This is a genomic window from Muricoccus pecuniae (genome assembly GCF_014199205.1).
Classification (GTDB): domain Bacteria; phylum Pseudomonadota; class Alphaproteobacteria; order Acetobacterales; family Acetobacteraceae; genus Roseomonas; species Roseomonas pecuniae.
On sequence record NZ_JACIJD010000014.1, the window covers coordinates 92,265 to 104,669 of the forward strand.

Here is a 12,405-nt window from a genome sequence, read left to right on the forward strand (position 1 = left end):
TGAATCCGGGAGGAGGCGAGATGAGTCGGAGCGATGCCGTCCCGTTCTGCGGCCTGCCACCGCTTCCGGGCGAGCTTGCCTGGAATGCAGACCCCCTGCTGATCGCCCTCCTGCTCGCCGGACTGGCCTGTGGCTGGCGGGCGGCGACGGATCGCCGTGCCCTGCTCGCAGGCTGGGCGGTGCTGGCCCTCGCGCTGGTGTCGCCGCTCTGCGGGCTCGCGGTCGCGCTCTTCTCGGCGCGGGTGGGGCAGCACATGGTGGTGATGCTCGTGGCGGCGCCGCTGATCGCCGCGGCGCTTCCCGCCCGCGCGGCCGGACCGCAGGGGCTGGCGCTCTCGGCCGTCGCCTTCGCCGCCGTGCTCTGGTTCTGGCATCTCCCGGCGCCCTATGCCCTGACCTTCGTCTCCGACACGGCCTGGTGGGCGATGCACGCCTCCCTTCTCCTGGCTTCCCTCCTTTTCTGGTGGGGCGCGTTGCGGGCGGCGAGGGCCGACGCCGCCCTGCTCTCGGGCCTCGCGACGGCCGCGCAGATGGGCGCGCTCGGCGCCTTCCTCACCTTCGCGCCGCGGCCGCTCTTCGCCCCGCACGCGCTGACGACGCTCCCCTGGGGGCTGACGCCGCTGGAGGACCAGCAGCTCGGCGGGCTGCTGATGTGGGTGCCCGGCGGAATCGCCTTCGCGGCCCTCGCGCTGTTCGCGCTGTCGCGCACGCTGCGGGCCGCGCCGGACCGGCTGAAGGCGTGAGGCGGCTCCTCCCGCTCCTCGCCCTGGCCGGATGCTCGGGCGCGCAGACGCCGCTGGACCCCTGGGGCGTCCAGGCCGGGCATATCGCGACGCTCTCCCATGTGCTGTTCTGGGGTGGAGGGGCGTTGTTCCTCGTCACCATGGGCTTCCTCGCGCTCGCCATCCTCGCGCCCGCGGGGCTGCGGCGGGCGATGGGCTCGCACGGCTTCCTCATCGGCGCCGGCATCGCCTTTCCGGTCACGGTGCTGACGGCGCTGCTCGTCTACTCCCTCGGCGTCTCCCGCGCACTGACGCGGCCGCTCTCCGAGGCGCCGCTCCGGATCGAGATCATCGGCCGGCAGTACTGGTGGGAGATGCGCTACCCCGATCTCGGCGAGGGCGCTGTGACGGCCAATGCGCTGCACCTGCCCGCCGGGCGGGAAGTGGAGCTGAACCTGACATCGGGCGACGTGATCCACAGCGTCTGGGTGCCGAACCTGCACGGGAAGATGGACATGATCCCCGGGCGGGTGAACCGGCAGCGCCTGCGCGCGGACCGCACTGGCACCCTGCGCGGCCAGTGCACGGAGTTCTGCGGCGCCCAGCACGCCTTGATGGCCTTCGATGTCGTGGTGCAGGAGCCCGCTGAGTTCGAGGCCTGGATCGCTCGCCAGCGGGCGCCCGTGCCCGAGCCGCGAACCCCGGAGGAGCGCCGCGGCATGCAGGTGTTCGGGGAGGCCGGCTGCGGCGCCTGCCACGCCGTTCGCGGCACGCCTTGGTCGGCGCGCATCGCGCCGGACCTCTCGCGGGTGGGCTCGCGCGCCACCCTCGCCGCGGGCGCCATTCCGAACACCCATGGCAACCTCGCCGGCTGGATCGCGGCGCCGCAGGACATCAAGCCCGGCAACGCCATGCCCGCCTATGCCCGCTCCCTGGAGGGCTCCGACCTTCTCGCCCTCGCCACCTGGCTGGGATCGCTGCGTTGAGCGAGCTGCCGAATCCCCTGCCGCGCCCGCCCGAGGAACTCGGCCGGCTGGAGAAGGCCTGGGCCTTCCCGCGCGGCATCGCGGTGATCACGGAGATCAACAACAACCTCATCGGCCCGCTCTTCCTCGCGACCTCGCTGATGTTCCTTCTGCTGGCCGGGCTGCTGGGCGTGCTGATCCGCCTCCAGCTCGCCGTGCCCGGCCTCACCATCCTGGAGCCGAACACCTACAACCAGGTCTTCACCACCCACGGCACGATCATGATGTTCCTCTTCGCCGTGCCGGTGGTGGAGGCGGTGGGCATCGCGCTGCTGCCCGCCATGCTCGGCGCGCGGGAGATGCCGACGCCGCGCCTCGGCGCCTATGCCTACTGGATCTACCTGATCGGCGGCAGCGCCTTCTTCCTCTCGCTCTTCTTCGGCGCGGCGCCCGACGGGGGCTGGTTCATGTACCCGCCGCTGACGGGCAAGGCGCACTCGCCCGGCGTGAACACGGACATGTACCTGCTGGGCATCGGCTTCATCGAGATCTCCGCCATCGCCGGCGCGATCGAGCTGATCACGGGCATCCTGCGCTGCCGCGCGCCGGGGATGACGCTCGGGCGGATGCCGGTCTTTGCCTGGGCGATGCTCGTCTTCGCCGGGATGGTGATCTTCGCCTTCCCCGCCGTGATCGTCGCATCGACGCTGCTGGAGCTGGAGCGCGCCTTCGACTGGCCCTTCTTCATCCCCGAGCGCGGCGGCGACCCGATGCTCTGGCAGCACCTGTTCTGGTTCTTCGGGCATCCGGAGGTCTACATCATCTTCCTGCCGGCCGCCGGCATGGTCTCGATGATCGTGCCGGCCATGGCGAGGGCGCCGCTCATCGGGCACTCGCTGGTGGTGCTCGCGCTGGTGGGGACGGCCTTTCTCTCCTTCGGCCTGTGGGTCCACCACATGTACGCCACGGGCATTCCGGGGCTGAGCCTCGCCTTCTTCGCTTCGGCGGGCTTCGCCGTCTCGATCCCCTCCGGGCTGCAGGTCTTCGCCTGGATCGCGACCTTCGCTTCCGGGAAGAAGGTGCGGATCGCGACGCCGACCCTCTTCATCATCGGCTTCCTCTTCATCTTCAGCCTCGGCGGGCTGACCGGCGTGATGGTTTCGGTCACGCCCTTCGACTGGCAGGCGCACGACACCTACTTCATCGTCGCCCACCTGCACTACGTGCTGATCGGCGGGATGGTCTTTCCCGTGCTCGCGGCGCTCTACTACTGGGCGCCCGCCATCGGCACGCCGCTCTCGGAGCGGCTGGGGAAATGGGTGTTCTGGCTGCTCTTCCTCGGCGTGAACCTCACCTTCTTCCCCATGCACGTCTCCGGCTTCCTCGGCATGCCACGGCGCATCTACACCTATCCCGCCGGCATGGGGCTGGAGATCCCGAACATGCTCTCCACGGCGGGCGCGATCGTCGCGCTGGCCGGGGGCGTGCTGCTTCTCTTCGACATCGGCCGGAGCTTCCGCCCACAGGGCGGCGGCGGGAATCACTGGGATGCCGGCACGCTCGAATGGCTGCCGAACATGAATTACGGCCCGCGCAGCATCCCCGCCGTGGACGGCCGCTATCCCCTCTGGCGCCACCCGAAGCTCGCCGAGGAGGTGGAGGCGGGCGGCCACTACCTTCCCGGCACGATCACCGGGTTGCGCGAGGGACTCGTGGTCAGCCCCGCCGAGGGCACCCCGCAATACGTCGCCGTCCTGCCCGGGCCGAGCTGGGCGCATCTCGTCGCCGCCGTCGGCACGGCTGGCTTCTTCCTCGTGCTCACGGTGGAGTGGCTGGTGCCCGCCGCCGCCTTCGCCGCCCTTGCGCTGGCCGCCTTCCTCCGCTGGCTCTGGACGGGCACCGATCTCGGGCCGATCGGGGAGGGGAGGGGCAGCATCGGCGGCGGCATCGTGCTGCCGACCTATGTCACGGGGCCCATGGCCACCTCGTGGTGGGCAATGACCGCGCTTATGCTGGTGATGGGCTCCTGCTACGCCTGCCTGATCGGCAGCTACCTCTTCCTCTGGCTGGTGAACGGGGACGGCATGTGGCCGCCAGCGGGGTTGGGCAGCCCGTTGCTGGAGCGAGGCGCCCTGGCCCTCCTTCTCTACGCCGCCGCAGCCGCGACGATGCTGCTGGCGGGCGCCCTCCTGCGCCGGCGCAATGCGCTGCCCGCCTGGGCGATGCCGCTGGCCCTGATGCTGCTGCTCGCCGGCTATGCCACCGATCTCTCGGCCGTCTGGGGATCGGGCCTGCGCCCCTCGCAGCACGCGCACGCCGCGATCACCTACGGGCTGGTCGCTTGGCAGGGCGTGAACATCGCCGTCTCCGCCATCATGGCGCTCTACTCCCAGGCGCGCTCCTGGGCGGGGATGATCGACGGCACGCGGCGGCTGACCTTCGACAACACGATGCTCTTCTGGCTCTACACGGCCGGACAGGGGGCGGCGGGGATCGTGCTGCTGCACGGCTTCCCCCGGCTGCTGTGAGCGCCTCCGCCACCCGCGCCGTGATCTGGCCGGCGGCGGGGCTGGCTGTCTGGGGCGCGCATTTCGGCGCCATCTACGCCGTCCACGCCCATGCCTGCGAGCGGGACATGGCGGGGAGGGAGCTTCTCGGCCTGCCCTGGGTGCCTGCGCTCGTGGTCGGCGCGACGCTTCTCGCCCTCGTCGTCCTGGCCGTGCTCATCCTGCTCGCGCGGCCGGGGGGAGCGGTGACGGACGGGGGGGAGGCGGAGCCGCGCTTCACGCTGTGGTTCGGGGCGGCGGCCTGCGTCGTGGCGGGCTTCGCCATCCTGTTCCAGGCGACGCCGGCCCTGGTGCTGCCGGCCTGTTACTGAACTCCTGGCGAGGCCACCGGGCCCAGGGCCGGTCAGGCCCGCGGGCGGATGCGCGGCTCCTCGCGCGGGCCGGCCTCCTTCGGCCCCAGCGGAAGCCCGGCCGGCACCTGCGGCACGCGGCCCGCGCCGAGGGTGAAGAGATAGGCGGCCGTGTCGCGCGCCTCCGCCTCGCTCAGCCCGAGATTCGGCATGGCGCTGCCGGGCGCGATCGCCTGGGGGTCGCGCAGCCAGGCGATCAGGTTCTCCGGGGAGTTCGGCAGATGCCCGGCGAGGTAGCCGCGCCGCGCCCATTCCGTCAGCGGCGGCCCGGCCCAGGAGACGGCGCCGCGCACGCCGGGAATGACGTGGCAGGCGCCGCAGCCGTATTCCAGCGCCACCGCGCGGCCGCGCGCCGGATCCCCGCCGGCCACGCGGAGATGCGCGGGCGGCTCGCCGTCGCAGGCCGCGAACAGGACGGGAAGGAGGAGAAGGGAGGCGCGGATCATGGCCTCCACGGGCTGCACCGCCCGGCGAACGCGGGGCCGCCCGGGCGGGTTTCCGCTCAGAGGCCCCGGGCCGGGTTCAGGACGTTCGGATCGGGCACCTGCCCATCAGCCGGCCGCGGCGGGTGGAGAGCCGAAACGTCGACAGGAAGGCACCGTGCCGCAGGAATGCGGGATGCGCGGAGCCGTGCTACACCTTCACCGACATGCCGAGGGCCCCGATCGCCAGGACCGCACCCGATCTGCCGCCGCGCCCCTCGGGTGCCGGGTTCCGGTTCCGCTTCCAGCGCCCTTCGGGCGGGCCTTCCCCGGTTGTCCAGGCACGGCGGCGGCTGGTGCGGCGGATCGCTGCCTGGGCGCTCATGGGAACGGTCTGGGGCGGGCTGGCCCTGGGCGCGCTCCTCCTCGTCTTCGCCTGGGACCTGCCGCGGCCGGAAGAGGCGCTGGAGACCACGCGGCGCCCCTCCGTTACCCTTGAGGCCGCGGACGGCCGCCTTCTCTCCACGAGCGGCGACCTCTACGGCGACACGCTCCGCCTGCGCGACCTGCCGGTCCATCTGCCGACCGCCTTGCTGGCCATCGAGGACCGCCGTTTTCGCCAGCATTTCGGCCTCGACCCCATCGGGCTGATGCGCGCCGCCTGGGTGAACCTCACCAGCGGCCGGGTGGCCCAGGGCGGCTCCACCCTGACCCAGCAGCTCGCCAAGAACCTGTTCCTCACGCCTGAGCGGTCGCTGCGTCGCAAGGTGCAGGAGGCGATGCTGGCGCTCTGGCTGGAGAGCCGCTTCACCAAGGACCAGCTGCTCGAGATCTATCTCAACCGCGTCTATCTCGGGGGCGGCGCCTACGGGGTGGACGCGGCGGCGCGGCTCTATTTCGGCGTGCCGGCGCGGCGGCTGGCCCTCTGGCAGTCGGCCGTGCTGGTGGGGCTGCCGCGGGCGCCCTCCCGCCTGAACCCGCGCGCCAACCCGCAGGCGGCGGCGCAGCGCGGGGCGGAGGTGCTGCGCGCCATGGCCGCGACCGGCGCCATCACCGAGGCCCAGGCCGCGGCCGAGGCCGAGCGAATCGCCTTTCCCCCGCGCCCCTCGCGCGACTCCGGCTGGTTCGCGGATTGGGTGAACGACGACCTCGCCGCCCGCTTCCCCGGCTCCGCCGACCTCACCCTCCGCACCACCATGGACCTGCGCGTGCAGGCGATGGTGGAGGCGAGGCTGGAGGCCCTGCTGGCCGGTCCCGGCGCCGCGGCCGATGTCGGGCAGGGGGCCGTGATCGTGATGGACGCCGCCACGGGCGCCGTGCGGGCCATGGCGGGAGGGCGGGACTACCGGCGCAGTTCCTTCAACCGCGCCGTCTCGGCCCGGCGCCAGCCCGGCTCGGTCTTCAAGCCCTTCGTCTACCTCGCCGCGCTGGAGCACGGCCTGCACCCGGAATCGACGGTGTCCGACGCCCCGATCACCCTGGGCCGCTGGTCGCCCGGGAACGGGAACTGGCGTCCCCGCGGCGATCTGCCCCTGGAGGAGGCGCTGGCCCACAGCGTGAATACCGCCGCCGTGCGCGTGCTCGCCCGAGCCGGCGGGGCGCGGGAGGCCGCCGCCGTCGCGCGCCGCCTTGGCCTGGCCGGGCCCTTCCCGAACGACGCGACCATCGCCCTCGGCACCGGCGAGGCGAGCCTGTTGGAGCTGACCGCCGCCTACGCGGCCATCGCCAATGGCGGGATGCGGGTCGTGCCCCATGGAATCGCCGCCGCCCGGGCGGACCGGCGGGTGCTGCCGCCCGGCAATGTGGCGCCGAGCCGGGTCCTGGCGGCGGGCGACGCCCAGGCGATCCGCCGGATGATGGAGGCCGTCGTCTCCCGCGGCTCGGGCCGTGCCGCCGCCGTGCCGGGGCGTCCCGCAGCGGGCAAGACCGGCACGACCCAGGATTTTCGCGACGCCTGGTTCATCGGTTTTTCAGGTGGAACTGTTATAGGCATCTGGCTCGGCAATGACGACGCGACGCCCATGGAGGACGTTCGTGGCGGCACGCTGCCGGCCCGGCTATTCCACGAGATACTGGAAGGACTGCCCCGATGATCCCGAGCCGACCCCACCACGCCGGAGCGGCGCGCTGATGGCGGGCGAGCAGAATCCGGGGAAGGCCGCGGCGGAGCAGGCCATGGCGCTGCTGATGCGGCCGGTGCGCCACGCGGTGAACAATCTCTCGATGGTCCTCACCGCGAATCTCGACTCCGCGCTGCCCCGCCTGCCGGAGGGAGAGATCGTTCGCCGGCAGGTGGCCCGCGCCCGTGAGGCGGCGCAGGACTACGACAATCTCGCCCGCGGCTTCCTTGCCCTCGGCCGGGACGAGGGCTCCCGCCCCGCGCCCGCCGGCAAGCTTCTCCAGGAGTTGCTGCCGTTGCTCTCGCTCGCGGCGGGCGGGCCGCTCGAGCTGCAGGTCCAGGGCAGCGCCGTGGTGGAGCGACGCTCGCCGGCCCTGGAGGGGGCGCTCATCCTCGCCGTCTCTGGCGGCGCCGAGATCGCGGGCGGAACGCGCGCGCCGCTCCGGCTGGACGGGGCGCGGCTCCACCTGCCCTGGCCCGTGCCTTCCACCGCTCGGGAGGCCCTGGAGTCGCTGGGCGCCGTGGTCGAGCCGGAAGGGGAAGGGACAGCCATCACCCTGCCGACCTAGGCGTGCCCGGTCATTCCCGCGCCGCGCCGGACACCGCGTCCTCATAGGCGAGGATGGCCGCGGCCAGGTCCTCCCCGGCCCATCCCACGGATTTGAACACCGTGATCTCCGCGGCGTTCCGGCGACCGGGATGAGTTCCGCGGCAGAGATCCGCGAGATCCGCCGCCACGTGCTCGGGCCCGATCGCACCTTCCGCGACCGCCTGGACGATGTCGCCGGCCTCGGCCAGCGCTCCCGCGCGCGTGTCCACCACCAAGGTGGCGGCCGCGAGCAGGTCGCCGGCGGATTCGCGCATGTCGGGCCGGAAGGCCCCGACAAGGTCGACATGGGTTCCCGGCCGCACCGATCCCGCGCGCAGCAGCGGCGTGCGGGAGAGGGTGGCTGCCGAGACGATGTCTGCCTCCCCGGGGTCGGGATCATCGACGGCCATGGCCGGATGCCCCTCCGCCCGGAGGCGTGAGGCCAAACGTTCCACATTGCGCGGATCCCGGGACCAGACAGCAATCTCCTCGATCGGGAAGGCAGCGCGATAAGCTTCGGCCAGGGCGTGGGCCACCTTGCCGCTGCCCAGCAGCATCAACCGGCGGCTGTCCGGTCGCGCGAGGTGGCGGGCCGCGAGAAGGCTGGCCGCTGCCGTGCGCCGGTCCGTCAGCGCGCCTCCGTCGAGAAGCGCGAGCGGAACGCCGGTGACGGCGTCGGAGAGCAGATAGGCGGCGTGGACGGCGGGGACATGCCCGGGGGCGACATGCACGATCTTCACGCCGGTGTAGCGGCCGGCCTGCCAGGCCGGCATGAGGAGAAGGGTGTTGCGCTCCTCTCCTTCTGCCCAGCCATGGGCGTGGCGAAGCGGCGCTTCGCAACCATCGCGGAACATGGCTGCTAGCGCATCAACCAGGGATGCCCAGGTAAGGGATGAGCTTACCGCGGAATGGTCGAGATGGAGCAGTTCAGCCTCCCGGTCACGCAGTTCGGCACGCGGCTTGCAGCGTATGCCGGCGTGACGCATCGCCTCCTCATCGTGCCGCCAAGCCCCGGCGGCGGAAACCCTCCGAGGGCTGATTTGCCGTTCCCGCGGAGGAAGGCTAAGGGCGTGCCCTGCGGTCCGCGCAATCCCGCGTTGATCCAGGCACAACCCTGGCGCAGCATGACGCCTGGGCCGTCCCAATGAGACTCAGGGAGACCTTGATGAAGAAGCAGCCCTTGCGGCTTGCAATGCTCGGCACGATCGGCGCCGTCGCGATGACGGCCCTCGGCGTGCTGCCCGCGGCGGCCCAGGCTCCGGCCGCCGGCGGCGCCTCGATCCTGGACGCGATCAAGGCTCGCGGCACCCTCGTCTGCGGCGTGAACACCGGCCTCGCCGGCTTCGCCCAGCCCGACAGCCAGGGCGTGTGGCGCGGATTCGACGTGGAGTACTGCCGCGCCATCGCGGCGGCGATCTTCAACGACGCCAACAAGGTGCGCTACGTGCCGACGACGGCGCAGAGCCGCTTCACGGCGCTGCAGTCCGGCGAGATCGACCTCCTGGCCCGCAACACGACCTGGACGCTCTCGCGCGACACCTCGCTCGGCCTCGATTTCACGGGCGTGAACTTCTATGACGGCCAGGGCTTCATGGTGAAGACCTCGACCGGCGTGAAGACCGCCAAGGAGCTGGAGGGCGCCACCATCTGCGTCCAGCCCGGCACGACGACCGAGCAGAACCTGACGGACTGGGCCCGCGCCAACAACGTCCGCTTCACCCCCGTGGTGATCGAGCGTCTCGAGGAACTGGTCAGCGCCTACGCCGCCGGCCGCTGCGACGCCTACACGACCGACGTTTCCGGCCTCGCCGCCACCCGCTCCAGCCAGCCCACCCCCGCCGAGCACACGATCCTTCCGGACGTGATCTCGAAGGAGCCGCTCGGCCCGCTGGTCCGCCACGGCGACCAGCGCTTCGCCGACCTTCTCCGCTGGACGCATTTCGCGCTCGTCGCGGCCGAGGAGCTGGGCATCACCCAGGCTAACGTGGCGCAGATGGCCGCCAACGACGCCCGGCCGGAAGTCCAGCGCATGCTGGGCAAGAACGGCGGCCTCGGCCAGATGCTCGGCGTGCCGAACGAGTGGGTCGTGAACGTCCTCCGGGCGACCGGCAACTACGGCGAGATCTTCGCCCGCCACCTGCAGCCGATCGGCATCCAGCGCGGGCCGAACGCCCTCTGGACCACGCCGGGCGGCCAGCAATACGCGATGCCGTTCCGTTGATACCCTGCCCCGCGGGGGCCCTTCCCGGGCCCCCGTGGACTCGTTGAAGAACAAGAACACACGAGGGCTCCACCGGATGTCGCAATCCGCCGCCGACCCGAGGCACCTTCGCACACCGCCCAAGCGCCAGCTTCGCCTGTCCTGGGCGGATGAGCGCATCCGCGCGATCGTCTGGCAGGTCCTGATCGTGGGCGCCGTGGTCGGCATCGTCTGGTGGCTGGTCCGCAACACGCAGCACAACCTGGAGGTCCGGCGGATCGCGACAGGCTTCGGCTTCCTCCAGCGCGAAGCCGGCCTGCCGATCGGCGAGCACCTGATCGAGTACACCCCCGCCAGCACCTACCTGCGCGCCCTCACGGTCGGCGTGCTGAACACGCTGAAGGTCGCAGTGATCGGGATCGTGCTGGCCACGGTCCTCGGCACGGTAATCGGCATCGCCCGACTGTCGAAGAACTGGCTGCTCGCCAAGGTCTCGGCCGTCTATGTCGAGGTGATCCGCGACGTCCCGCTGCTGCTGCAGTTGCTCTTCTGGTACACGATTCTTCAGGGCCTTCCCGCGCCGCGGCAGGCGCTCAACCCCGTCGCCGGCGTGTTCCTCTCCAATCGCGGGCTGCGTCTTCCCTTCCTCGATTGGGAGGCCGGGCATAGCTGGGCGCTGCTGGCCTTCGTCGCCGGCTGCTTCGCGACCTGGTTCTATGCGAGGACAATGCGGCGCCGGCGGATGCAGGATGGCCAGCCGCGCCCGATCTGGCCGGCCGCGCTCGGCTTCCTTATCGGGCTGCCGGTCGTCGCGTGGTGGCTGGGCGGCGCGCCCACCGGGGTTGAGTGGCCCGCGCTGCGCGGCTTCAACTTCCAGGGCGGCATGACGATCAGCCCGGAATACTTCGCCCTGCTGATCGGGCTGACGACCTACACCGCCGGCTTCATCGCCGAGATCGTGCGCGCCGGCATCCTGGCCGTGTCCCAGGGGCAGTGGGAGGCGGCGCAGGCGCTGGGCCTGCGGCCCGGCACGGTGCTGCGGCAGGTCGTACTGCCCCAGGCGCTGCGCGTGATCGTGCCGCCGATGACGAGCCAGTACCTGAACCTGACGAAGAACTCCTCCCTCGCCGTCGCCATCGGCTACCAGGACATCGTCAGCATTGCCAACACCACACTGAACCAGACTGGTCAGGCGATCGAGGGCATCGCGATCATCATGCTGGTCTACCTGACCATCTCCCTTTCCATCAGCCTTTTCATGAACTGGTACAATTCGCGCATCGCGCTGGTCGAGCGGTGAGGGAGGCCCTGACATGAGCGACATTCCCCTCAACACCTCGGTGGCCGGCGTGCCGGAAGCAGCGGCGCCGCGGCAGCCGCCCGCGCTGACCACTGGGCCGGCCGCCTGGCTCCGGGCGAATCTCTTCTCCTCCTGGCTGAACACGGCGATGACGCTCGTGCTGGCCTATTTCATCGTGCGCTACGCCATCAGCTTCGTGGACTGGGCCTTTGTCAACGCGATCTGGTCCGTGCCGAACAACCAGACGGCCGCCTGCCGCGCGCTGAAGACCTCGCCCAATCCCGGGGCCTGCTGGGCGGTGATCACGGAGAAGCACCGCTTCATCCTCTTCGGCACCTATCCTTATGAGGAGCACTGGCGGCCGGCAGTCGTCTGCGTGCTGTTCACCGCGCTCTACGTCGTCTCCGCCATGCGCCGGTTCTGGCGGTGGGAGCTGGCGGTAGTCTGGGCCGTCACGCTGGTCGCGATCGGCATCCTGATGTGGGGCGGCGTCTTCGGCCTCTCTTACGTGCCACAGGAGCGCTGGGGCGGGCTGCCGATCACCCTCATCCTCGCCACCTTCGGCCTCGCCTTCGCCTTCCCGCTGGCCATCCTGGTGGCGCTCGGCCGGCGCTCGTCCATGCCAGCGATCCGTGTGCTCTGCATCGCCTATGTGGAGCTGATCCGCGGCGTGCCGCTGATCTCGCTTCTCTTCATGGCGAGCGTGATGTTCCCCCTCTTCCTTCCGGAGGGGATCAACATCGACAAGCTGCTGCGCGCCCAGGTCGCCGTCATCCTCTTCGCCGGAGCCTATCTGGCGGAGGTGGTGCGCGGCGGATTGCAGGCCCTTCCGAAGGGCCAGTACGAGGCGGCGGAGGCGCTCGGCCTCTCCTACTGGCAGAAGACCGGCTTCATCATCCTGCCCCAGGCGCTGCGGCTGGTGATCCCGCCCTTGGTGAACACCTTCATCGGCTTCTTCAAGGACACGTCGCTGGTGCTCATCATTGGCATCTTCGACCTCCTGACCGCCGGCAAGACCGCCGTGGTGGAGCCCGCCTGGCAGGGCTTCGGCGTCGAGGTCTACATCGCGATCTCGGTCATCTACTTCGTCTACTGCTTCGCCATGTCCCGCTACAGCCAGAACCTGGAGGCGGAGCTGAACCGCCACCGCGTTCGCTGAGCCCGGAAAGGA

11 protein-coding genes are annotated in these 12,405 nt (G+C 71.1%); 9 read left to right on the top strand and 2 right to left on the bottom strand.

Going from position 1 to position 12,405, the window contains the following annotated elements:
- Nucleotides 1-20: 20 nt before the first annotated feature.
- From FHS87_RS15590 to FHS87_RS15605, 4 genes are read left to right on the top strand one after another with little or no spacing between them, the layout of a single operon-like run.
- Complete coding sequence (locus FHS87_RS15590) at nt 21-743, top strand: cytochrome c oxidase assembly protein (RefSeq protein WP_184520310.1); 723 nt, start codon at nt 21-23, stop codon at nt 741-743.
- On the top strand, nt 740-1,708 hold the full coding sequence (gene coxB, locus FHS87_RS15595; protein ID WP_184520311.1) for a cytochrome c oxidase subunit II: 969 nt from the start codon (nt 740-742) through the stop codon (nt 1,706-1,708). Before FHS87_RS15590 ends, coxB begins: the two co-directional genes overlap by 4 nt.
- Nucleotides 1,705-4,215 carry a cbb3-type cytochrome c oxidase subunit I gene (locus FHS87_RS15600; protein ID WP_246418442.1) on the top strand — a complete coding sequence of 837 codons (2,511 nt, stop codon included), beginning with the start codon at nt 1,705-1,707 and terminating at the stop codon, nt 4,213-4,215. Before coxB ends, FHS87_RS15600 begins: the two co-directional genes overlap by 4 nt.
- Entirely contained in the window at nt 4,212-4,565 is a 354-nt protein-coding gene (locus FHS87_RS15605; protein ID WP_184520312.1) for a hypothetical protein, read from the top strand. The genes FHS87_RS15600 and FHS87_RS15605 overlap by 4 nt, the downstream gene beginning before the upstream one ends.
- 32 nt (nt 4,566-4,597) lie before the next feature.
- Here the strand turns inward: FHS87_RS15605 and FHS87_RS15610 are convergent, their stop codons facing one another.
- Nucleotides 4,598-5,050, bottom strand: a complete 453-nt coding sequence (locus FHS87_RS15610) for a c-type cytochrome (protein ID WP_184520351.1) — start codon at nt 5,048-5,050, stop codon at nt 4,598-4,600.
- A 332-nt stretch (nt 5,051-5,382) separates the two neighbouring features.
- Here FHS87_RS15610 and FHS87_RS15615 point away from each other — a divergent pair, with 332 nt between their 5' ends.
- Nucleotides 5,383-7,119, top strand: a complete 1,737-nt coding sequence (locus FHS87_RS15615) for a transglycosylase domain-containing protein (protein ID WP_312862014.1) — start codon at nt 5,383-5,385, stop codon at nt 7,117-7,119.
- 37 nt (nt 7,120-7,156) lie between these two features.
- Nucleotides 7,157-7,714 (top strand): hypothetical protein, encoded by a 558-nt coding sequence (locus tag FHS87_RS15620; protein WP_184520313.1) that lies wholly within the window; start codon nt 7,157-7,159, stop codon nt 7,712-7,714.
- A 10-nt stretch (nt 7,715-7,724) separates the two neighbouring features.
- On the opposite strand, the gene lhpI is transcribed toward FHS87_RS15620, so the two are convergent.
- Nucleotides 7,725-8,720 (bottom strand): bifunctional Delta(1)-pyrroline-2-carboxylate/Delta(1)-piperideine-2-carboxylate reductase, encoded by a 996-nt coding sequence (gene lhpI, locus FHS87_RS15625; RefSeq protein WP_184520314.1) that lies wholly within the window; start codon nt 8,718-8,720, stop codon nt 7,725-7,727.
- Between the two features lie 179 nt (nt 8,721-8,899).
- Here lhpI and FHS87_RS15630 point away from each other — a divergent pair, with 179 nt between their 5' ends.
- From FHS87_RS15630 to FHS87_RS15640, 3 genes are all read left to right on the top strand, one after another.
- On the top strand, nt 8,900-9,955 hold the full coding sequence (locus FHS87_RS15630) for an amino acid ABC transporter substrate-binding protein (protein WP_246418443.1): 1,056 nt from the start codon (nt 8,900-8,902) through the stop codon (nt 9,953-9,955).
- A 76-nt stretch (nt 9,956-10,031) separates the two neighbouring features.
- Nucleotides 10,032-11,234 (top strand): amino acid ABC transporter permease, encoded by a 1,203-nt coding sequence (locus FHS87_RS15635; protein ID WP_184520315.1) that lies wholly within the window; start codon nt 10,032-10,034, stop codon nt 11,232-11,234.
- Between the two features lie 13 nt (nt 11,235-11,247).
- Entirely contained in the window at nt 11,248-12,393 is a 1,146-nt protein-coding gene (locus tag FHS87_RS15640) for an amino acid ABC transporter permease (protein WP_184520316.1), read from the top strand.
- The last annotated feature ends 12 nt before the right edge of the window (nt 12,394-12,405 follow it).